This window comes from Pseudomonas sp. S3_B11, assembly GCF_054667715.1.
The window spans coordinates 1,105,417-1,126,602 of record NZ_CP162749.1 but is presented as its reverse complement, the minus strand read 5'-3'; the positions used below and the strand labels follow the sequence as shown (position 1 = coordinate 1,126,602).

Sequence of the window (21,186 nt, the reverse complement as noted above, 5' to 3'; positions counted from 1 at the left end):
CACACACAGGATATTATTGGCATGCTCGCACTGTTCCATCTTTCCCCTGTCCTGTTGGTTACAGCCATGCTTGTCGTGCTGCGCCGGCCCCCCATGCACGCCGCCATTGCAGGCACTGCATTGGTCCTGGTGCTCTGGCTCGCCGGCGCTGCAGACGCGTGGCGCCTAGGCAGTATGGTGGCCGCCGCTCAAGATACGGCCGTGCTGTTTGCAAGTACGGCTTTCGTGATCGTTCCAGGTCTGGTCTTCGTGATTTTTATCGAGCGCATGGGCGTCAACCTCGCGCTTAGCCGATGGGTGCAGTCACTGGGGCTTGGGCGCGGCGATCAAGTAGTGTTTATCGTTCTTGGACTGGCACCGCTGCTCGAAGCGATGACCGGCTTCGGCGTGTCGTTGATCGCCACGGTGCCCCTGCTGCTCAGTCTCTTCGAGCGTCGGATCGCGCTACGAATAGCACTGACCGGCATGGCAATCATGCCCTGGGGAACACTGGGCCTGGCATCGGTCATTGGTGCTTCGTTGGTTCACTTGGACGCAACCGCGCTGGCATCGACCTCGGCACTGACCAGCGCACCGGTTTTTTTGGTCCTCAGTGCAATCGCGCTATCTCTTGCAGGCGTTCGTGACTCGCGGGAATGGAGGGCGTTGGGGGCTTTCTGGCTGCTGTTTGTTGGCGTGCTTTACAGTGCCAGTCGGTGGCTGGGGCCGGAAGTGGCCGGCGTGGCCGCGGGCCTGGTGACGGCCGCAGCGGTACTCTCTGCTGGGCTGTGGCGCTTGCGCCGCAACGATAGCGAGCGCGGTGCAGTGCAATGGCCGCGTCAGGCATGGCCGTATCTGGTGCTGATTGTCTGCATTGTCGCATTGAAGATGGTGTGGGCGATCACCTCCTGGCAGGATCACTGGGTTGTACAGGGCGCTCAGGTCACCTGGAAGCCACTCTCCTCACCAGGCCTGGCACTGGTTCTGGTGCTGATCGGACTAGGGGTTCACACGCGCCACACACAACGCCAGACAGCACTCGACGTCAGTATGCCTGCTGCGCTGGTGGCGCGGGCGAAGCGACCACTGTTGACCATTTTCTTCTTCCTCGCGATGTCGCAGATGATGGTGAAGGCCGGCTTCCTCGCGGGCTTGATGCAAATGCTGGCGGGCCTGTCGCCCGCCGCCGCGACGTCGCTGGTTGCCCTGTTTGGCGCGCTGTCAGGCTACATGACGGGGTCGAATGTTGGCGGCAACGCGATCTTCATGCCGGCCATCGCGATGTTGCCCGAATCCTCTCGCCTGTTGTTGGCTGCCGTCCAGAACAGCTCGGCAGGGCATGCAGCGCTGGGTTCGCTGTCGGTTGTCATGCTGATCCTGGGACTTGCCAAGACCCAGGCCAAGGAGGAAGGCGAACTGGTAAGGTTTGGCTTCACGCTGGTCTGTCTCAATACCGCGTTAGTCGCGTTGGGCGCGGTGTTGCTGAGTGGATGGTTTGGATAGCAGGGTATTTGCAGATGAGCACCTCTTTCTGCACTTTTTCCAGTCCCCTTTTTTCATGTCTCTTTCCCAATAGTTTCTGACTTAACTATCCTACGCCTCCACCCCAAACGGATTCGCCACGATGTATCTGCGTTCAAGCTTATTGTGCCTGTGCCTTTTCAGCAGCCTGAGCCAGGCCGCTGTCAACTGTTCGGCCCTGGCGGAAAAGATCTCCGGAACGGTGCCTGAGTTTCATCCGTCAGTGCAAGGCAAGGTCATTGGCACTGGGCGCCTGCATTTCCACGAAGCGCCAGATGAAGCCTGTGCCAATAAAAAGATTTTCGTAATCCCCGGCGACTCTCTCACCGTTTACTCCAGCCTTGAAGACGAATCATGGCTGGAAGTGAACTTCATCGCCAAGAGCGGCGACGACTATACCGGTTGGGTAAAGGCTGATCGGGTCGAGATTGGCGCACCTTACGGAGCGCCAGCAGACGATGCCGACGACGCGCCGGCGGGTGATGCTCAATAATTATCTTTTTCATTTTTGAAGTGCAGGAGAAACGATGACGGGTTCGCCAGAAGAAAACGGTCTATTCCCGGCCAGCCCACAGGGCGACCTCGACGCAGTTGATGGCACGGATTTCGACGCCTGGGCTCGCGTCTGGGCCAAGCTTGGCGTCGAATGCACGTCACGAGAGACGTACGAAGAACTCATTCGACATTACTGCGAGCCGCATCGCGCTTACCACACCCTCCAGCACCTGAAGGAATGTCTTCAAGTACGCCGATTCGTCAATGCGGCCTGCCAGGCCCCCGCCGAAATCGACCTCGCGCTGTGGTTCCATGACGCGATCTACGACCCCCTTCGCAGCGACAATGAGCTGCGCAGTGCGCAATGGTTGGACGACGTGGCACGTGATAGTGGCCTGGGCGATGAAACACGACGCAGGCTTTACGACCTGGTGATGGTGACGCGACACGACGGCGCCCCGAATTCGGCAGACGAAGCGGTGTTGGTGGACACGGATCTGGCGATCCTTGGGGCATCGTTCGAGCGGTTCGAGGAATACGACCAGCAAATTCGCCGCGAGTACCAGTTTGTGCCGCTGCCGGTGTACCGCCAAAAGCGGCGCCAGGTCCTTGAAGGCTTCCTGGCGCGCGGGCGGATCTATACGACCGCAGCGTACTTCGACGCATTCGAGCAGCAGGCACGCGCAAATCTTGCACGCGCCATCAAGCGTCTCGATTGAGGACTGGATTCAAGCGGCGAAGGGATAACTTACTCCCCGTCCCGCACCTGCATCAGCGCAAATCCCAGCAGATTCAAGCCTTTCCACAGATTCGGATTGTTCGCATCCGCGTTGTCCTGTGCGAGCCCTATACCCCAGATGTTATCAACCGGGCTGGCTTCGACAATAACGCTCGAACCGGTTTGTAGAAGGTATTCGTTCAACTGCGGATTCTGAGAGAACTTGGCCTGGTTCGCTCGAACGACGATGTCGTATCGGTGTTGCAGCCAAACCTTATCATTGAAGCCGCGCACGTTGCGGCCCAGTGCCTTGGCGGCATTAGGAGTAGGAGCGCGGAGCACCTGCGCACGAATGTCCTGATCGCCGAACAAGGCCGCTTTCTCGGCCATCATGAAGTGTTCGGCTGTCGGGTAATGTTGCCCCTCGACAATGAACCCGGCCTCGAACCATTGGCTGAAGCACGAAGCCGTAACAGCATTTTTGCTGCGCTGGTGCCCCCAGAAAAACGTAAACTTCAGATGTTCTCCAGAGTTGAAACGGGCGCACAGTTCTTTCACATGTTCAGAGTCGTTCAATGAGATGTCCTTGCTGACTGAAGATCGAAGTTACAGCTACTGTGCTGACCAAGGCCGCTTCGTGTCTATAGCGCCCACTTGCATCGCTCATAGCTTATCGAAAGTTAACATTGTTGCCTGAAGCCTTAGGCAAGACAGCCAAGATAATTCTGCTCGAATCAATAGGTCGTCTTTACCTATTTCTCTGCTTCCAGATGAAGGCCGGCTTTATCTGGAAGCATCGCCAAAATCCGCAGTCTTTAAAAAAGCTACGAACGCCCGTAAAGCTGCCGATTGGTGGCGACGACTTGGGAAGTAGAGGTAAACAGCCTCCAGGGGACAAGACCGGAATTCATCCACCCAATCAGTCTTCAAATCAACCGATCCACAACCCTCGCATTCCACAATTCCCGATACCGCTCCCGCCACCCCGGACTGCCCTTATCCAACCACTCCAACGTCGCCTCAATACTCTCAGGGCTAATGATGAAGTGATTGATATGCTCCTCGATCCGCTCTTGCGATAAATGCAGAGAATCCAGATAGCCATTGAAAGAATCCGCCAGCACCACGTACTCATCACCCTGCTGACGGCGACCGGTCCAGGCAGGTAGGCCCGCCACCATCGCCGCCACGTCCTGGCGCCCTTCCCGCAGGTCCAGCAGCAAGATACTCGCGCCGCCGTCGCGACCGATCGGCAACAATCCCGTTGCGGGGAAACCGGGCTGGGCCCGCAGTTGCTCCAGTTCAAAGGGGTTGGATTCATATTCTTTGTCCGGGTCCAGCCCGTACAGTGAAAAACTGAGCAGTTCCTCATCGCCATTGGCCAGGGTCGCCAGCACATCGTATTCCACATAGGCGCCGTTGCAGGTCTTGAGGAATTGGCGATAGTCGTCCGGCAAGCGAGCCCCCAGGCTGGCTTCCAGTTGCGTGATGGCACGCTCGGTGGCGCCTTCACGGGTGTCTTCGAGGATGAGTCCGCGGTAGTCAGTCATTGATGTCTCGAAAAAGGTATTGGGTCCTGGAGGTCTTGAAACACGCCGCGCCGCACAATCAGTCCGACACTTTGATAACAAGTGCTCCGCTTACTCGCTCGCCAGATGTCTCTCGATCAGCCTCGCCGCCTCATCTGCGTGAGTGAAGCCCAGGCTGTGATCGGCGCCAGGAAAAACGTGCAGTTCAGCGCGGGACAACAGCTGGGCAAGGTACTGGCCAACACGAACGGGGCTGATCGGATCAGCGTCGCCCCAGAGCAGCAGGACCGGCATGCGCAACTCGATCAAGCGAGACGTGAGGTCGGTGCGGTCGTCGAGAAACCAACTCGGCAGTGTCGAGTTGGCCGCCGCAAAATCCGGGCGCCAGTCGTGTGCGCCCAGCGCCGACATGTCCACCCCGCCCGAGGTGACGGTCAGCACGAGGTGGGTGATCAGCTCAGGGCGTTCAAGTGCTGCGAGCACAGCGACGATACCGCCCATGGATTGCGCCACCAGCGCTGTGGGTCGGTCGATCTCGGCCAGCACACGCGCCACCAGGTCACTCATGCCGGTCACGTCAGGCACAGGCGGCGTGTCTCCAAAACCGGGCCAGCCGATGTGTACTTGCTGCGCCGGGTGGGCCAAGCGTTCAGCGACCGGATGCCAGAACTGGGTGTTGCCCGAGGCGCCGGGCAGGAAGATGAGTTTGGCGGGGGATGCGGTCACGGGTTCGTCCTTGAAGATGGGATTGAAAGAGTCAGCAGGAGGCCAAAGGGATACCGCCAGGTTCGATGACCGGCTCCAGCATCACACCACACTCGCCCGATACAGGCTGCTCATATGCCCAACGCCCGCCGCCTGCAAACGACTCACCAGATCCTCCCGCGCCGCTCGCCCTCCCGAACGCACGTACTCCAGCTCCGCCGCCGTAATCAATACCACCGGCACCAATCTGACCGGGGACAAAGGCATGTCATCCAATTGGGTAGGGAAATCCGGTTCCGGGGCGCCGAGCAGAACGCCGGTGGAGTCGTCATCGGTCACGAAGAGCTTGGGCAGTTGATCGCCCATGTGGTGCGATTGGCTGAGCCCTGGCAGTTCAAGGGATAGCGTCCCGTATTGGTCGAGTTGGTGGGTGATGCCGCCAGCGTCGGCCACCGTTTTGGCGACGTGCTCCAGCAGCTCGAAAGCCCAGCTGCCTTTGAAAGGATCGACCTCCCCCACAGGACCATAGGCGTGCTCGGGGATATCCGCGGTTTCGACGAACAATTCCATCTCGAAGCCGTTGCCCATTCCTTCCGTATCATCGAATGGATCGGACAGGCCTTCAGTGGCGAGAATGATCGTGTCGCCACGACGAACCACGCGGTAGGCCTGGCGGGTCGAAGGCCAGTAAGGGCCGCCGGAAAAGGTCGGGCTGATCAGGTAGGCAAGGACATCCCGCTCGACCGTGCCAACAGCGCTCCAATGACGATCCAGGCACGCTGCGCCGGCTTCCCGGACGGCCAGATTGGCGGCTTCAGCCTCGGTCAGGTCGCCAAGCTCGTGGGATTGCGGCGCGGGCTGGTCGTCTTGGGTTTCAGGGGCTTTCGATGAACCGAAGAGCTTCTTGAAGAAATTCATGGGCGTTCCTTGCTGGATTTTCGCTCAACCTCGCCTGCGTCAGCACTCGCTGATCCGATGGCAGGCGTTGGGCGCATTGTGCCGTGTTGGCGTTGATATGAAAACGCGGGCAGGCACTTGCGGGCAGTTTCAACGAAAGGCGTGACAATCAGGCTATACACCGTCAAGTAACGCTGATGGTCCTGTTCTCCGGTGCCGAAACGCAAGTGCTCAGGCTGCGTGCTGGTGACATAGAGCGTGCCGAACATCCAGTCCCACAGCGACAGGTTGACGCCGAAATTGCGGTTGAGATGACGCGGTGCATCGCTGTGGTGGATCTGGTGCTGGGCCGGACTGTTCAGCACATGCTCCAGCACCGGACCAAAGGACAGCCAGACATGGGTGTGACGCAGGTTGGCCGCCAGGCTATTGAAAATGAACACCAGGTACGTCACGCCGAACAACGTGTAGCGGCTGATCTCACCACCACTGGCATACCAGAAGCCACCCGCGAAAAGACCCAGGCAGGCGGTGATGCCGAGCTTCTCGACGATTTTCTCCACAAAATGCATCCGACTCGCGGTGGCCGGCACCAGCACGGGCGCCGAGTGATGCACCTTGTGAAACGCCCAGAGCCAGCGCGAATGAAACGCCCGGTGTGCCCAGTAGTGGACGAAATCCTTCACCAGGAACACCCCCAGCCCATAAAGCAACGCGAGCGAAAAATTCTCACCGAGGCGCGGACGCGCGCCCCAGAGGTTGCTGAAAAAAGCCAGGTAATCCCCGGAGCGCAGGATGTACGGATCGACCAGATGAACAATGGGCAACACCAAGGCAATCTTGAGAATCGCCCGGACGAAGTAGTAGCGATAGTCCAGCAACGCCGAACGATGCAGGTACACCCCACGACCACCGATGAATTGCCAGAACGAACGAGCGTCAGTCAGGCGGCGGTGTTTTCTGAAACGGAACAGGCCATAGGCGACACCGTAGGAAGCGCAGAGAAACAGGACTCCGAACCGACCGTTCAAGTTGAAGATGTCGAGGAACTGCTGGGTGATGGGGGCGATTACCCATGCGCTCAGGTGTTGATAGACAAGGGAAAACGCATCCACGAAATACCGGCCTCTGTCGAAGATGCGGTATTGTAAATCAGTCGCGTTGGGATGGGCTTGGGTTTTCAGGCATTTCTGGCGGTAGCCGCTCAAAAGGATCTAGGGGCGGCCCGTTCTACCGCGACGCATATGGATGAGTGCGGTTCTACGACTGTCTGGAGAAACTCGCTCTTCAACAGCGAAGGGCAAAAAGCCCAGCTTTGGATAAAGCAGCAAGCCTGCCGTGTTTTCATTGAAACACGATACCTGCACCTCAGTGGCGTCATAACGGTCGAACGCCAGGGCCGTCATCGTTTCCACAAGAAAGGTTGCAACGCCTTTACCTCGTGCCTCTTGGGCAACGATGACATTGCCGATACAGCAAACTCCACCTGTTTCAGCCCGATAGAAGTTAGCAAAACCAACGACACGGTTCCCAGCCTCGATGACCGTCGAATCGAATCGTTGAGCGATGGCGTCAGACAGCTGAGCCTCAGTCAGAGGGTATTGAGCTTTCGGGAACATATAGAACAGTTCCCGAGCGTCCTGCGCAAAGCTGCAGAGGGTCTTGATGTCATCAGCCTTCACTGGCCGGCTTTGCAATATCATTGGGCGTCCTTGAGATCTATGCGCTTGGTGCCTTGGCTCACCTGATTTTGCTCAAACATCTGTCGGGGCGCCAGGACCGGACCGATTCCAAAAGGATGAATATGACATTGACGGTCGAACGCTTGGTCAGGATGGCAATGACCAATCCAATCAACGCGCAGATCACCTCGCGCTTACCTTCACTCGGGTTGAATCAATGCATGCTCACGGCTGGCTGCCTGTTCCAAGCCGTCTGGAATCATCAGTCGCAACGGCCACCGGCTTGGGGCGTAAATCCCTGCTCCAGGATAGAAACGCCTACCAACTCAAGCTTGACTCATCGTCCCCGAAAAACTCGCCTCCACCGGCCCGATAAGAAAGACCGCGCCCACGCCATCCCAGCGAACCGTCACACACCCGCCATCACATTCAACCTCGACGGTGCTGTCCAACAAACCACGACGAATCCCATTAACAACCGCGCCACACGAGCAAGAACCTGAACCCAGCGCGACCCCAGCACCGCGTTCCCAGATGCGCAACCGAATATGCGTGCGATCAATGATCTGGACAAAATGAACGTTGGTCCTGAGTGGGAATAGCGCGTTGGTTTCGATGGCCGGGCCGATGGTCGCGATATCAACGCTGGCCAGGTCATCGACAAAATAGGTGCAGTGCGGATTTCCCATGCTGCATGCGGCTGGACTGCCGGCAAGTGGCAACACAGCGGTGTCCAGTGCTTGCGCCAAGGGAATGTCCGACCAGTCGAAAAGCGGCGCACCCATGTCGACGGAAATGTCGCCGGTTGAGGTACGCTCGCACGTGAGCAGACCACGGTTGGTGCGTAGCGCTACCGAAGCAACATTTGCTTCGCGCATCAGCATATCCGCCGCTCCCCGTGTTGCGCTACCGCAAACGTCCAGCGCGGAGCCATCCGCGTTCCAGAACATCACGCGCGCATCGGCATCGTCGCAATCGAGCAACACCGCGAGTTGGTTGAAGCCCACGCCCAAGTTCCGATCCCCCATTCGCTGGGCCATGGCACTCGTCACCGGGTTGGCCGAATTTCGCGAATCGACAATAACGAAGTCATCGCCATTGGCATGCATCTTTTGAAAGTTCAGCGGCATGCAAACGCCCTGCTGGAGATGGAAATGGAATTACCGTCGGGTCCTTGGCGTTGGCGAAAGAGTAACCGTCCGCCCTGTGCGTAGCGCCAAACTTCAGGCCTTGGGCCAGGCACTTTGCCTTGAAACCCTCGACATCCTGGAGATCAAAGACAAGCTTTACGGTAACTTGCCCTGTTTTAACGGCCTTCCCTGCCGGGTGAACCATCAGGATCGCGCCACCGTTTGCAGGGCTCAATTCGGTGACGCGGTCATCGGTTTTTCTTTCACTGGTAAAACTGAAATGACGCTCATAAAAATCGCAGGTCGCTTGAACGTCCCGGACATACAGCATGATTCGATTGAGTGACGGTTGCATGTGTTCTTCCTTGATCAATGTCGACGATGAAACTCATGATGACGAAGCTTGATTCCGTTCAATGCGCTCCAGGTTTGGCCTTCCTTTCAAGCCACGCGTCACGCGTCATCTCCCAGACCTCCTTGAGCAACACCCCACAGACAAAATCCCCTTCCTGCGTCCCGATCAGGCGCATGCCTTCGTGCTCCGAAATCCTGCGCGAAGCAAGGTTGCCCACTGCCTTGGGCACTTGCATGACAGGGCGCCCCAGCGCTTCAAACCAATAGGCATTGATCACTTCACAAGCCTCGCGCATGTAACCCTTTCCCTGCCATTGCGGCGCCAGCCAGAAGCCACGGTTGTTGCCGGGCTGGTCGTAGAGGCTGATGCTGCCGATGCTCTGTGTCGGCTCTTCGGCAATACGGATCATCCAGTGCCACTCGCGTCCGGCTGCCATAGCGGGGAGCGCATGGTCGCGCACGTACGTCAGCGCGCCGTCATCCGGGTAAGGCCAGGGCACGCGGCTGTCCAGGTAACGGACCACTTCCCAATGGGGAAATAGCTGTTGAATTGCCGGTGCATCCGTCAGCTCAAGAGGTGTGAGGATGAGGCGGCGGGTCGGGAACGTGGGGGTGGGGCTCATGATGAAACTCCTTTTTCAACGTTATGGCGTCCTTGGAAACCCTCCACGCTAAAAGTTATCCGTCGCCCTGCACAGTTTGCTGTCCTCCAAGGATAAAGGGGGAAGCTCGGTCGTTTTCACGGACAGTTGCTTGAGGGTCACCGTGCACTTGTATCGCCCCGCGGCGTCCAGCTGGTAGTCCGCCCCTGCTTTAGGGACAAAGCGGAACATGTTGTAGCATTGAGCACCTATGTAATGAAACGCGATGGGCTGCCCGGCAGGCACCAGCAGCTCAGTCATTACCGTGGAAGATGAGTGTTTGTCGTCATCCGGCATACCCAGGCTTTCGCCGTTGCGATTGGCGTAGCCATCGCGGAACGCCACCATGACACCCGCGCCCGGCAGGCGGAAGTCCACACAATCGGACTTGGGTACAGCCCTGACCATGCCATCGCTGATCACCCGCAAGCGCGCGGTCTCGCCACCGTCAGGCGTTGAGTAAGGGGTGGAGAAAGAGCGGACATCCGACAGCGCTCCACAGCCGGTGAGCAGGGTCAGTAAGGTGAGGCTCCAGGTATATCGCAGGACGCGGGACGTAACGCGCGGAAAAATGTCAGTTCGGGAGTTGAGGGGGCGTGGCGATTGGCTCACGATGATGCTCCGTGCGGGTCAGATATCCATGGCCAACGGCGGTCGAGAGGAACGCGATGCCAGCGCGAGATTTTATAGAGGGTTCGGGGATTGGCTGCAATGGCCGATGTATCGGGCCGCGTATCATCCTGAGCTCCCGTGGATCGACAACCAACCCGGCCCCCTGATCAGCAGATAATTGCCCTACCCCTTGTCCGGCTCTTTGGCCGTCTTTCTGCGACCCTTCGAAGTCACTACTTTGTATTCACCGGCACCGGCCTCTTCCACTGAATATGCGATCAAAGAATCCCCGTGCAAAAGGTAATGAGCTGAAGTTTTACTGACGGAAAGAGGGACAGTTTCGATATGAGCCGCCACCTTTGCTGAAGTCGCGGTCAAGAAAGCACTCGGCTCCATCGCAAACCGCTCCGCCAGCGCATACGCCATCTTGTGGCTGATAGGCCTATCGCCATTGAGCACTTTGGACACCGCCGTTTTATCACCGATCTCAGGGAGGTCTGAACCGGTGAGCCCGAGCGTCTCCATCAGATCCTTGATCAATTGCACAGGCGTGCAGGTCGCCTCAAAAGCGGCATTCGACTCGCGAAACTGTTCGCAGTTGCGCTGGTAGGCCAGGATTTCGTCCTCGAGCTCAACGAGAATTTTCTCCTCAGTCTTGCTCAGTTCGCGCCCGTCGGTGAGCGCATCGAGCAGGTCGGTCGCACGCTCATAGTCGGCAGGGGTCTTGATGCCATGCACAAACTCACCGCGCAGGCGATCCAGTAACGCATGTAGCTCGCCAAGCGTTGCGATCACGGTTTGAAAGTCGTTCCGGGCTGCGCTCATCGTCTTACCCCTTTGTTTCTTGCATACCAGACGTTGGCAACGTCGTAATCGGCATGCGTGTAGATGTGTTTGACGTAGATCTTCTGCCGGGTGTAGTTGACGCCACCTATCACCCTGAGATTATTGCCGCCTACGTCGATCACCACCCAGTTCATTGCGGCTCTGGGCTTGAACAAGTCGACACCGTGCGTACCGAAAAGCTTTTGCAGGTCCGCGAACGCTTTGGGGCGCGCCATCCTCAAAATGCGCAGGCATCGATCAAGCCCGGCCTTGTCGTTCGGGTACAAAATCGCAGCGTCGTCAAAACGTGATGGCGTGAGTATATCCATGGGCTTCCTTGTCTTTGAGCCGATGGTACTCTGGTTGTGTTTTTTAACAACAACGATTTATTGGCAGCAGAGGGACTCATACAGTGGCAAGCAGGCGATTTAGCCGGCAGCATTGGGCCAAATGGGCTTATCACCTACACATCCCGAGACAAAAACATGAACCCTGTCGACTCGAACCGCCTGAAAACCTGGCAGGCCCTTTCCTCGTTCTTCCTGGATACCGAGATCGACGACCTGACCTACAACTACATCGCTCGCGTAGTCCTTGAAACCAATTATTCGCCAAAGGAAATCCACAGCATCCTGTGGAATGAAGTGTTCCCGGTGCTCGAAGCGAACCTCAGGTCCGTGGCGGGTGAATGGGCGGGATGGACGGATGAGTGGCTGCTGGAGCACATCAGTGCAAGTGATGAGCTGGAGCCCAGGAAAGGCCGCGGCAGCATTGCCAAGGAGATTGCCAGGTGTTGGAGCCAGGTCGCGACGCGGCTCCCACCCGGATACGACTGATGCAATTGCATCGCCACCTCAAGCTTCCCTGAAGTGGCCAACCTTCACCCCGTCACACACCCCTGCGGCACCTTCCCAGCAAAACTATCCACCAGACTCGCCACCACCATCTCCCCCATCCGCGTGCGGGTCTGCAACGTCGCGCTCGCGCGGTGGGGTTGCAGCACCACCTGCTCATTGCCAAACAATGCCTCGGGCACATGCGGCTCATCGACAAACACATCCAGCGCCACACCGGCGATTTCACCAGCGGTCAGCGCCGCCACCAGGTCGGCCTCGTTGACCAGTTTGCCCCGGGCCACATTGATCAGATACCCGCCCTGGCCCAAGGCACGCAGCACCTCGGCATCGATGATGGCTTCAGCCTTGTCGGCGGCGGCCGCGAGGATCAGGGCGTCGCTGTCGCGGGCCAGTTGCTTGAGGTCGGCGACGAAGGTGTGGCTCACGTCACTCATGGGCTGCAAGTCGGTGTAGCTGATCGAGCACCCGAACGCGGCGGCGCGGGTTGCCACGGCGCGACCGACCCGGCCCATGCCGACGATGCCGATGCGCATGCCGGACACCTGACGGGCCAATGGCAGCGGGGCCAGTGGCGTCGGGCTGTGGGGCCATTGGCCTGAGCGCACGTAACGGTCACCGGTGCACAGCCCGCGACACACGGCAATCAATAGACCAATCGCCAGGTCGGCGACATCTTCGGTCAGCGCGCCGATGGTGGCCGTCACGCGGATTCCGCGATCCCTGGCGTAGGCCAGGTCCACGGCATCGGTACCTACGCCGTTGACCGCCACTACTTCCAGCTTGGGCAGTTGGGCCATGAGCGCCTGACTGATGCCGGTATGCCCGCCAGTAATGACACCGCGAATATTGGCCCCGTGTTCTTGCAGATAGGCTTGTTTGTCGGCCTGTTCGAAATAGCGCCGCACCGTGAACAGCTCGTTGAGCCGGGCGTTGATTTCAGGGATCAGGATCGGGCTGAGTTGCAAGACTTCTGGCTTCATGTAGACCTCGTAACAGAATAAAAAAGACTGGCTCAACCGCGACCGGCAAACGGCATGGCCGTGGCCATGACGGTCATGTTCAGGACGTTGGCCGATAACGGCAGGCCGGCGATGTAGCGCACCGCGTCGGCGACGTGCTTGACGTCCACCATCGGTTCCACCGCGATGCTGCCGTTGGCCTGGAGTACGCCCTTGGTCATGCGCACGGACATCTCAGTGAGGGCGTTGCCGATGTCGATCTGGCTGCAGGCGATGTTGTATTCGCGTCCGTCCAGGGCCAGGGATTTGGTCAGCCCCAGCACCGCGTGTTTGCTGGCGGTGTAGGCGCTACTGAACGGTCGTGGGGTGTGGGCCGAGATCGATCCGTTGTTGATGATCCGTCCGCCCTGGGGCTGCTGCCGGCGCATCAGGCCGAAGGCGCCACGGGCGCAAAGGAAAACGCCGTTGAGGTTGGTGTCGATCACGTTTCGCCACTGCTCGAACGTCAGCTCATCCAGCGGCACGGCGGGCGCGTTGACCCCGGCGTTGTTGAACACCACGTCCAGGCGTCCGTAGACCTCGGCGATGGTTGCAAACAGCCCATCGACACTGACCGGGTCGCGCACATCAGTGGGCACCGCCAAGGCTTCGCGACCCTGGCTGGCCGCCAACTCGGCCAATGCCTGCAAGGGCTCTGGCCGGCGGCCGGCCAACACCAGTGTGTAGCCGTCTTCCATCAGGCCCAGGGCCACCGCACGGCCAATCCCGCTGCCGGCGCCAGTCACCAAAGCCACTTTCAATGTGTTGGACATGTGGGTTCTCCTTTCTCGAATTCAGTAAGACAAACGCGGACCGACGCGCATTTCCAATTCGCCAATACCGTCGATGCCAGCCGTGATGACATCACCCGGCTGCAACACATCAACGCCTGACGGACTGCCGGTCATGATCAGGTCGCCGGCCCGCAACGCCACCGATTGGGAGATGCGGGCGATCACTTCACTGACCGACCAGATCTGGCTGTCGAGGCTGTCGCGCTGGCGCTCCTGGCCGTTCACGTTCAACCACAACTCGCCATCGGGGTGCCCCGCCCGGGAGACCGGCACGATGGCGGTCATTGGCGCGGCGCCGTCGAACACCTTGGCGCCCTCCCATGGCAAACCGTTGCGCTTGGCCATGCGCTGGACATCACGCCGGGTCAGATCCAGACCCGCCGCGTAGCCCCATACATAAGCCAACGCCTGGCTCTCAGGGATGTTGGCGCCGCCCTCACCGATGGCCACGACCAATTCGATTTCGTGGGCGAACTCCTCGGTCACCGATGGAAACGCCACCTCACCGGCCGCTTCCACCACGCAGCTGGCAGGCTTCATGAAAAACACCGGTGGCACTCGGGATTCACCCTGGGTATCAGGCCAGGGATAGTTGCGGCCAACGCAAAAGACCCGGCCGACGGGAAAACGCTGCGGGGTGCCGACAACCGGCAAGGTCACTGGCAGGTCCGGGGTAAAGACATACTCGGGCATGTTCATCCTGATAAAAGTCCTGTTGGAAGCGTCAGCGTACGGCGGCAATCCCTGGCGAAGTTGGAGGAATGCCGCCTCGTGTTGGAGAAAAACGGTTTTTTCCGGGCTCAGCGCGCCTTCAGTTCAATGCGATACAAACGGCCAAGCAGCAACGAATAGGACAAGGTGCCGATCAGCGCCACGCCACCGATGAACCAGAAGGCCAAGGCGAATGAGCCGGTCTTGTGGACGATCGCGCCAATCACGATGGGGGTGACAATCCCGCCGATGTTGGCCGCCAGGCTGGTGATCCCGCCGGTCAGCCCGATCAGTTCCTTGGGCGCCACTTCCGACACCGCCGCCCACGAGGACGAAGCGATGCCCTGGGCAAAGAAGGCAACCGTCAGCACGGCGATGCAGATCACGTTCGAGTCGGTGAAATTCACCAGGACGATGGACATGCCCAGCATCGACCCGACCACCAACGGCAACTTGCGGGCAAAGGACAGCGAGTAGCCGCGACGGATCAGCAGGTCGGACACGATCCCGGCGAGCAGGATGCCCACCGTCGCGCCCACGAACGGCAGCACAGCGAAGATCCCCGCCTTGATCATGGTCAGCTGACGCTCTTCGATCAGGTACGTGGGGAACCAGGTGAGAAAGAAGTACAGCGCCGACGTGCTGGCGAACTTACCGATGCAAATCGCCCAGACCTGCCGATAGCTGAACAGCTCGGCGATCTGCCGCCAGTTGAAGCGGGTACGCTCCTGACTGCTCTTGACCAGCCCTCCCCCGGCTTCGATGTACTTGAGTTCTTCCTTGCTGACTTTCTTGCAGTTCATCGGGTCGCGATACAAAAACAGCCAGGCCACACCGAAGACGATGCCGAGTGCGCCGGTGCTGTAGAACACATGGCGCCAGTCATAAGTGGTCGCCAGCCAGAGCAGCGCACCGGTAAACAGCGCCGTGCCCAAGTACTGGCCGCACACGTAAATGCTGCTGGCCAGGCCCCGTTCACGCGCCGGAAACCACACCGTGACCGCCCGGCTGTTGGCCGGAAAAGCCGGCGCTTCCATTGCGCCGACGGCCAGGCGCAGACCGAACAGCGAAGCGAAGCCCGTGGCCAAGCCCTGGCACACGGTGACGGTCGACCAACTGATCAGCGACACCCCGTATGTGAACCGGGAACCGAAGCGATCGGCAATGAAGCCGGCGGGCACCAGTGCGATCGCGTAGGTCCAGGCAAACGCGGAAAAAATCAGGCCCATCTCGATCTTGTCCAGGCCCAGGTCCTTGGCGAGGAACGGCGCGGCAATCGAGATATTCACCCGGTCGATGTAGTTGATGATCGTCGCGATCAGCAGCAGCGACAGCATGAACCAGCGCCGCCGTGACGGCAGGCGTTCTGGTACTGCGGCGTCCCGGGCGCCGGCAACCACCGGTGCTGCGGCGGTCTGGGAGGTGTGGGAATTCGACATGAGTGGACCTCGTTATTGTTAGAAGCGTCGAAATGTTTACGAGCAGCCGAAATCAATGCCCTCGATGCCGGGGCAGAACAATCGCTACAGGAATGAAAGGTGCGAACAGCCGATGTCAGGTGTTCGAAGAGACCTTGCAACAGGATCTGTTGCAGGAGCGGTCGGGAGGGTCAGCGAGAAGCAGGAACAGGTTCATGATGTGCGCACCTTTTGATTGTTTTTGGATGGAGGGTCGGGTTGCGTGGCTCAACAGTGGTCGTACAACAAATCAAAATCAACTGAGCTGTTAGATCATTTTTCCCGTTTAAAACCGCGTCCAAGGAACCTGTCCAAAAAAATCAGATTGGTGAATTTTTTCATATTCTTTTTAAGTTCAAGTTAACTATTTGTTTTTAAAACATAAATTAACAAAGCAGAATTTATCATTCTTGGACAAGCGCCCTACATTTTCGAGAGACAGAAAATTCACGCCAACGGCCTCGTCATCGTATGACTTCTTGAAAGTCATCCAGATACACCGTCACAATCGTCATCACCGCCATGCACCGCAAAGGATTCCCTGGAGATGTCATCACCGAGCCGAGTCCCTACCTATGTCATGCAGCAACGCAGCGAATTGACGGATTTCTACATTCGCGACAAAAAGGGCCGGCGCGCCGAAACCAGCCCGCATCGCCACGAGTATTTCCAGATCCAGATCAACCTCGGTGGCGACACCGTGCAACACATTGGCAACGTCGAACGTCCGTTCCCGCGCAACACCCTGGCCTTCATCCTGCCCCACCGCGTGCACGTGATTCCGCACCCGGCCGAGAGCAACTTCATGGTGATCAATTTTTCCCAGACCTTCCTGCTGCCGCATCTGCAGTGCGACCCGATGGACCTGGAAGAAGTCTCGATTCTGCTGGCGCCGGAACTGTCGCCGTTCCGTTTCCAGGAACATTTGGACTTCATTCTGGGGGATGAGGATTTCGCCAAAGCCTGCGCGCTGATCGAGCAGATGCGTGGCCTGGACCAGAACCGTCAGTTCGGCACCCGCGAGATGCTCAAGGGCTTGTTGCTGCAACTGATCGGCAGCGTCTGCGCCTTGTACGCCGAGCCGCTCAAGCGCCTGGCCGAAGAGAACGCCGCCGAAGTCAGCCGACGCGATGCGCTGGGCCGGATGTCCGAGTACCTGCGCAAGAACATCGCCGACCCCGACCTCAACCTGATCAAGGTGGCCGCGGCGACTTACCTGTCACCGACCTACCTGACCCACTGGCTGCGCAAGGAAATTGGCAAGACCTTTACCGAGCTGGTGCTCGAACGTCGGATGCATGCGGCGCGCAATTACTTGCTCAACGGAACACGGCCAGTGGGCGAAGTGGCGAGGTTGTGCGGGTTTGCCGACGAGGCCTATTTTTCCAGGCGTTTTCGCCAGATACACGGACAGCCGCCGGGGCAGTTCAGGCGGCAGCAGTTGAACCCGGACAGTCCGCAGTTGCCGTTGAATACATAAGCCGACAATCGCGGATACGGGTCACCGCAAGATCAACACCGCGGCCACCGCAATCACGGCCACCACGCCAAAGACCATCCGCGCGATCCAGGGCGCGGTGAGCCAGACGCCGGTCACCCCGGCAATCTGCCCCACGTTCTTTTCGGTCAGGCGGAAACTCGGCTCCCGAAAAGGATTGCCGCAATGTGGGCAGGCGTAGGCCTTGTCGGAAATTCTGGAAGCGCATTCAGGGCAATCGATCAGACTCATGTGCGACCTCAGGGAGAGACGAACTTGGGGTACTGACAGAGACCACGCATCTCCAGTTTTTGTTCTGAATCGAGTAAACCTTTTGCAGAGCACACTACGCAAAAGCGAACTGCTTCACAGCCAACAAGATAGTCCAGCCACTACTGTGGGGGTTCTACGCGCCGGATAAGATCGTTCAGCACGTAAGTGTCCAGAAAGGCTGTGACTTCAATGATCTGACCATTCTTGAAGGTCATGTGCCACAGGTAGGTGTTGTTGTAGGGTTTGCGATCAAGCGCCATGGCTGTTCCGTTCCACAGAACAACCACGACATCATTCTGAGCAACGATGCTCTGCACCGTGGGGACAATCGGTGTTGCCAGTCGCGCGGTAATCGGCCGCACGACTTGGGCCAGCTCAGCCTTGCTGTTATAGACACCGGAAACAGGACTCGTCCCGGCCACGGTCCATTTCGCATTGGGCGCCAGCAGATCGAACACCGTGCCTTTGCCCTGCTGCCAGTGAGTGAACGCCTGGCGGACCAGCGTCGCATTCGCGTGCGGGGTGTTTTCCGAAGCCCAGACGTTGTTCGTAAAAAATATTAAAGACAGTGCAAGCGCCTGGACGCGCCAAGCGAAATTCATCCATCTGGTCATGATGTCCTCTCACAGCAATGCAGTTGATAAGACGCTCTTCCAGGAGAACCTTAACGGCATGTGCCCAGAAACCTTTGCCCGATACTGCTGTGAGGTTGCCTGATACTATTCAGTGGCGAGGTTCCACGAGCAGCCGTTCATCAAGCAATTTGCCGTGCCTTTCTGTCTTCAGTCTTCAGTCTTCACGACCTTCTTGCACCTGTGCTCAAACTCCCACCCCCACCGGGAAGCTATCGCCCCACGCCAGCGGAGAGTATTTCATTCCGAGAGAGAGAGGCTGGTTTCCAGAATCGCCAGGCCAGCCAGCGACTGACACTCAAGGCCCAGGCAAAAAGAGCGATCAATCCGACACTAAGCAGCATCCCATTCACGCCCGTGCTGCTGATGAGCTTGCCGGCGATAAAGGGAAACCCGAATACGCCAATGAAGTAGGACAGGCTGAAAAGCAGCAGTGCTTGTGCGGTCAGCCCGGGTGGCGCCTCGTTGGCAGCCAAGCCATTAATGACCGAATAGTTGAGACCATAACCGACCCCAAGCAAGGCGGCGGTCAACCCATAACTCAGACTGTCATGGACCCACACACCGAACCCCGTCACGGCGACCAGCATCAGCGTGGTCAGCAGGCAAGAAGTCGCGAAAGGGTCACGGCTGACCACCCACCCGGCAATCAACAACCGACAAACGATAGCCGACCCCATGAAACCGATGAAAAACAGGGAGTAGTCAAGCCCCTGACTGGCTGCATAACTGGTCTGGAAACTGCCCAGGCCACCGAAGATCGCGCCCCCCAGCCCCACCATCAAAATGGACAACGCTGAACGTGAGCGCAGCACATCCGTCGCCGATCTCAGCCCCATCCGAGCCTTATCGCCAGACCGGCGCTCCACTTCGGCAAAGCCCGTTCTCAGCCACCAAAAATACACCCCACCCAGCAATGCCGCGGCGGCGGCAAAGAAGAAAGCCGTCTGGATGGGTAACCCAACGGAACTGGCCAACTTGCCTGAAAGCGGGCCACTACCGATCCCCGTCAACATGCTGCCCGACAAAAGCGCGAAGCAATGAGTCCGCCTGGCTGGCTCGACCATCGCTGCGACCATGATGGGCCCAACCGTGTAAAACAATCCCCACCCGATCCCCAGCATCAAACCGCAGGCCAACAAACCGATGCCAAGACCCGATAGCAGCGCAAACCCCATGGATGCAATGACCAGAAATACAGCGCCAAGGGCCATGCACAGTGCAGCGCCTACGCGCTGCATCAAATGCCCCGAGGCGACCACCGCGACCAGGGTACTCGTCATGGCAACGGCAAAGACCTGCCCTGCATCGCGCTCAGTTCCCCCCAGGGAGGACACCAGCAGCGAGACCAGGAAAGTGGCGCCATAAGAAATGGACAGAAGGAAACTGGCTACGCAAAACAGGCCGAATCGATTGGAGGGCCTGCCGTTGGAGAGCGGTGGCATCGGAGTTTTCCCACGCGTTGAACAGGCCGTTTTGTAGCACGGCTACATGGGGGGATAGTCATTTGGGTGGCGGAGTCAAGGTTAGGAAATCCACACCTTTTGCGCTGCCGGCGTATCACCTGGGGGCCATTGCCCCTATCGTCATTTTTTCAGACGGCAGAAACCACAAAACCCCTGGTTTTCTTGGAAAACCAGGGGTTTTGTGTGTATCGAATTTGGCGGTGAAGGAGAGATTCGAAACTACCCGTTCGCAGTTTTCGAAGCCAAAGCCCCCGGTTTACAGGGGCTGCAGCCCGGCGGTGCGCGCAGAATCTGTCCCATGGCAGTCCCATGGCTTAAATGCATCTGGTTGCAAAAAACGGTCACAACAGGCGTTTTGAACGATTTATGTTGAGGCATGGGAAAAGGGTAATATTGGTAATACGCTCATAGAAAACAGATAAAACCCTTATAATTCAATAAGTTGCTAGACATTCAGAAAGGTAATAACTTAGTAATATTTAGGTTAGGTCATTACCTTTTTTCGTAGTAATTCCTCACGCCACCAACCCCCAACAAAACCGGGCACTTCGGCAAATATTACCTTTGCCATTACCAAATATTACCCCTTAAGGTAATAGGCTAAACCCACGGAATACGCGGGCTACTGACCAGTGAAGGGCTTTCCTAACCCAAATTACCCTTCTCCCGCCCCTGGTTCCAAAATAGCCATCAGATAGGTGTGTCCTGAAGCTGGGGCCTAGTCTGTGGATTCACGATAGGAGTCTTCGCATGGCGCATGAATATTCGCTCTCAGATGTGCTTGAAAGGATGAATGAAAATCAGCTGGCCCTTGAAGCAGCCGTGATGGAACTCACGCTCCGCCTTGAGCAACAAGGCTCAGTAGAAGCAGGCGATAACGTGCGAGCCGCCTTAGAGACGATTGGTGAGAACGCCGGGCATATCAAGCAAGGCTTGGCCCGCCTCAAAAGGTTAGAAGCCGATCAGGATAGTGACGGATTGTGAAATGCCCCTGGCTCTCTGAAACCCGCATGGTTTCTGGTCTATGGCAGCTTTTCCATTCAATCGAAAGTGGCCGGGGACTGTGAGAAAATAGATTTGCCTCGTTTCGGAAAACGACTACTTTCCTAGAATTTTCTCCTTTCTGGTCAATGAATCCGGGGAAGTTGCCCTTCCACTCTGCTCACGATAACTCGGCATCGTTTTGTAACCACGTTGCATTTTTTCGCAAAGCTTTGCACTTTGTGAAATTGCCATTTACCCCTGTGAGCCCACAGCGGGCCTGGGCTGCGTCCCTGATTGCACCATCCTCGACCTTTGCACAAAAAACAGACGTAAAGCCCGTCGGCGGGAGGGGGATAAGTGCTTTTCCATTGATTTTTTCTTCCAGGAGCAGCGTTTAACGCGTCGTTTCGTCGGCTGCTCTTTAGCCAGCAGAAACTGACCGTATACTG

The 21,186-nt window shown here is 58.0% G+C and carries 25 protein-coding genes and 1 pseudogene; 7 read left to right on the top strand and 19 right to left on the bottom strand.

The genetic code is table 11. The features are described from left to right. Window positions 1–21 precede the first annotated feature (21 nt). The 3 genes from AB4O22_RS05405 (at window position 22) to AB4O22_RS05395 (ending at window position 2,714) form a co-directional block, all read left to right on the top strand. Window positions 22–1,482, top strand: coding sequence for an L-lactate permease (locus AB4O22_RS05405; RefSeq protein ID WP_460095967.1), 1,461 nt, complete (start codon window positions 22–24; stop codon window positions 1,480–1,482). Window positions 1,483–1,603: 121 nt separating this feature from the next. Continuing rightward, on the top strand, window positions 1,604–1,993 hold the full coding sequence (locus tag AB4O22_RS05400; protein ID WP_003204115.1) for a hypothetical protein: 390 nt from the start codon (window positions 1,604–1,606) through the stop codon (window positions 1,991–1,993). A 34-nt stretch (window positions 1,994–2,027) separates the two neighbouring features. After that, entirely contained in the window at window positions 2,028–2,714 is a 687-nt protein-coding gene (locus AB4O22_RS05395; protein ID WP_460095966.1) for an HD domain-containing protein, read from the top strand. Window positions 2,715–2,743: 29 nt separating this feature from the next. Here AB4O22_RS05395 and AB4O22_RS05390 read toward each other — a convergent pair whose 3' ends face one another. From AB4O22_RS05390 to AB4O22_RS05365, 6 genes are all read right to left on the bottom strand, one after another. Next, window positions 2,744–3,289, bottom strand: coding sequence for an NADAR family protein (locus tag AB4O22_RS05390; protein WP_367862442.1), 546 nt, complete (start codon window positions 3,287–3,289; stop codon window positions 2,744–2,746). Window positions 3,290–3,639: 350 nt separating this feature from the next. After that, entirely contained in the window at window positions 3,640–4,263 is a 624-nt protein-coding gene (locus AB4O22_RS05385) for an SMI1/KNR4 family protein (protein ID WP_003204121.1), read from the bottom strand. Window positions 4,264–4,353: 90 nt separating this feature from the next. Then, on the bottom strand, window positions 4,354–4,968 hold the full coding sequence (locus AB4O22_RS05380; protein ID WP_003204123.1) for an alpha/beta fold hydrolase: 615 nt from the start codon (window positions 4,966–4,968) through the stop codon (window positions 4,354–4,356). A gap of 81 nt (window positions 4,969–5,049) precedes the next feature. Continuing rightward, window positions 5,050–5,865: a suppressor of fused domain protein gene (locus tag AB4O22_RS05375; RefSeq protein WP_460095965.1), complete on the bottom strand. Its 816-nt coding sequence runs from the start codon at window positions 5,863–5,865 to the stop codon at window positions 5,050–5,052. Further along, the gene (locus AB4O22_RS05370) at window positions 5,862–6,959 is read right to left on the bottom strand and encodes a sterol desaturase family protein (protein ID WP_460095964.1); all 1,098 of its coding nucleotides are present in this window, start codon (window positions 6,957–6,959) and stop codon (window positions 5,862–5,864) included. Before AB4O22_RS05370 ends, AB4O22_RS05375 begins: the two co-directional genes overlap by 4 nt. 99 nt (window positions 6,960–7,058) lie before the next feature. Beyond that, window positions 7,059–7,547 carry a GNAT family N-acetyltransferase gene (locus AB4O22_RS05365; protein WP_003204128.1) on the bottom strand — a complete coding sequence of 163 codons (489 nt, stop codon included), beginning with the start codon at window positions 7,545–7,547 and terminating at the stop codon, window positions 7,059–7,061. 101 nt (window positions 7,548–7,648) lie between these two features. Between AB4O22_RS05365 and AB4O22_RS05360 the strand changes: the two are divergent. Beyond that, window positions 7,649–7,819 (top strand): annotated as a pseudogene (locus AB4O22_RS05360) (nucleotidyltransferase family protein); the annotation flags it as partial. Window positions 7,820–7,852: 33 nt separating this feature from the next. Here AB4O22_RS05360 and dapF read toward each other — a convergent pair. The 6 genes from dapF to AB4O22_RS05330 form a co-directional block, all read right to left on the bottom strand. After that, window positions 7,853–8,656 (bottom strand): diaminopimelate epimerase, encoded by an 804-nt coding sequence (gene dapF, locus AB4O22_RS05355; RefSeq protein ID WP_460095963.1) that lies wholly within the window; start codon window positions 8,654–8,656, stop codon window positions 7,853–7,855. Further along, a complete protein-coding gene (locus AB4O22_RS05350) occupies window positions 8,616–9,011 on the bottom strand; it encodes a VOC family protein (protein WP_460095962.1) in 396 nt (131 codons plus the stop codon). The genes dapF and AB4O22_RS05350 overlap by 41 nt, the downstream gene beginning before the upstream one ends. Window positions 9,012–9,069: 58 nt before the next feature. Next, the gene (locus AB4O22_RS05345; RefSeq protein ID WP_223472052.1) at window positions 9,070–9,633 is read right to left on the bottom strand and encodes a GNAT family N-acetyltransferase; all 564 of its coding nucleotides are present in this window, start codon (window positions 9,631–9,633) and stop codon (window positions 9,070–9,072) included. A 48-nt stretch (window positions 9,634–9,681) separates the two neighbouring features. Continuing rightward, the gene (locus AB4O22_RS05340; RefSeq protein WP_223472051.1) at window positions 9,682–10,263 is read right to left on the bottom strand and encodes a hypothetical protein; all 582 of its coding nucleotides are present in this window, start codon (window positions 10,261–10,263) and stop codon (window positions 9,682–9,684) included. A 183-nt stretch (window positions 10,264–10,446) separates the two neighbouring features. Beyond that, window positions 10,447–11,088, bottom strand: a complete 642-nt coding sequence (locus AB4O22_RS05335) for a helix-turn-helix domain-containing protein (protein WP_223472050.1) — start codon at window positions 11,086–11,088, stop codon at window positions 10,447–10,449. Further along, window positions 11,085–11,417, bottom strand: a complete 333-nt coding sequence (locus AB4O22_RS05330) for a type II toxin-antitoxin system HigB family toxin (protein ID WP_223472049.1) — start codon at window positions 11,415–11,417, stop codon at window positions 11,085–11,087. Before AB4O22_RS05330 ends, AB4O22_RS05335 begins: the two co-directional genes overlap by 4 nt. 156 nt (window positions 11,418–11,573) lie before the next feature. Between AB4O22_RS05330 and AB4O22_RS05325 the strand changes: the two genes are divergently transcribed. Further along, window positions 11,574–11,924 carry a DUF7079 family protein gene (locus AB4O22_RS05325; RefSeq protein ID WP_223472048.1) on the top strand — a complete coding sequence of 117 codons (351 nt, stop codon included), beginning with the start codon at window positions 11,574–11,576 and terminating at the stop codon, window positions 11,922–11,924. A 44-nt stretch (window positions 11,925–11,968) separates the two neighbouring features. On the opposite strand, the gene AB4O22_RS05320 is transcribed toward AB4O22_RS05325, so the two are convergent. From AB4O22_RS05320 to AB4O22_RS05305, 4 genes are all read right to left on the bottom strand, one after another. Beyond that, window positions 11,969–12,925: a 2-hydroxyacid dehydrogenase gene (locus AB4O22_RS05320; protein WP_003204146.1), complete on the bottom strand. Its 957-nt coding sequence runs from the start codon at window positions 12,923–12,925 to the stop codon at window positions 11,969–11,971. Between the two features lie 32 nt (window positions 12,926–12,957). Next, the gene (locus AB4O22_RS05315; RefSeq protein ID WP_223472047.1) at window positions 12,958–13,716 is read right to left on the bottom strand and encodes an SDR family oxidoreductase; all 759 of its coding nucleotides are present in this window, start codon (window positions 13,714–13,716) and stop codon (window positions 12,958–12,960) included. Window positions 13,717–13,737: 21 nt separating this feature from the next. After that, window positions 13,738–14,436 carry a fumarylacetoacetate hydrolase family protein gene (locus AB4O22_RS05310; protein ID WP_223472046.1) on the bottom strand — a complete coding sequence of 233 codons (699 nt, stop codon included), beginning with the start codon at window positions 14,434–14,436 and terminating at the stop codon, window positions 13,738–13,740. Between the two features lie 101 nt (window positions 14,437–14,537). Then, the gene (locus AB4O22_RS05305) at window positions 14,538–15,887 is read right to left on the bottom strand and encodes an MFS transporter (protein ID WP_223472045.1); all 1,350 of its coding nucleotides are present in this window, start codon (window positions 15,885–15,887) and stop codon (window positions 14,538–14,540) included. Between the two features lie 565 nt (window positions 15,888–16,452). On the opposite strand from AB4O22_RS05305, the gene AB4O22_RS05300 reads away from it, so the two are divergent. Further along, a complete protein-coding gene (locus AB4O22_RS05300; protein ID WP_027911477.1) occupies window positions 16,453–17,385 on the top strand; it encodes a helix-turn-helix transcriptional regulator in 933 nt (310 codons plus the stop codon). Between the two features lie 21 nt (window positions 17,386–17,406). Here AB4O22_RS05300 and AB4O22_RS05295 read toward each other — a convergent pair whose 3' ends face one another. The 3 genes from AB4O22_RS05295 to AB4O22_RS05285 all read right to left on the bottom strand — a co-directional run bounded on the left by AB4O22_RS05295 (window position 17,407) and on the right by AB4O22_RS05285 (window position 19,732). Next, window positions 17,407–17,634, bottom strand: a complete 228-nt coding sequence (locus tag AB4O22_RS05295; protein WP_003204158.1) for an integrase — start codon at window positions 17,632–17,634, stop codon at window positions 17,407–17,409. 140 nt (window positions 17,635–17,774) lie between these two features. Continuing rightward, window positions 17,775–18,257 carry a nuclear transport factor 2 family protein gene (locus tag AB4O22_RS05290; protein ID WP_223472059.1) on the bottom strand — a complete coding sequence of 161 codons (483 nt, stop codon included), beginning with the start codon at window positions 18,255–18,257 and terminating at the stop codon, window positions 17,775–17,777. 242 nt (window positions 18,258–18,499) lie between these two features. Then, window positions 18,500–19,732, bottom strand: a complete 1,233-nt coding sequence (locus AB4O22_RS05285; protein WP_460095961.1) for an MFS transporter — start codon at window positions 19,730–19,732, stop codon at window positions 18,500–18,502. 771 nt (window positions 19,733–20,503) lie between these two features. Here AB4O22_RS05285 and AB4O22_RS05280 point away from each other — a divergent pair. Next, entirely contained in the window at window positions 20,504–20,737 is a 234-nt protein-coding gene (locus tag AB4O22_RS05280) for a hypothetical protein (RefSeq protein ID WP_460105699.1), read from the top strand. The last annotated feature ends 449 nt before the right edge of the window (window positions 20,738–21,186 follow it).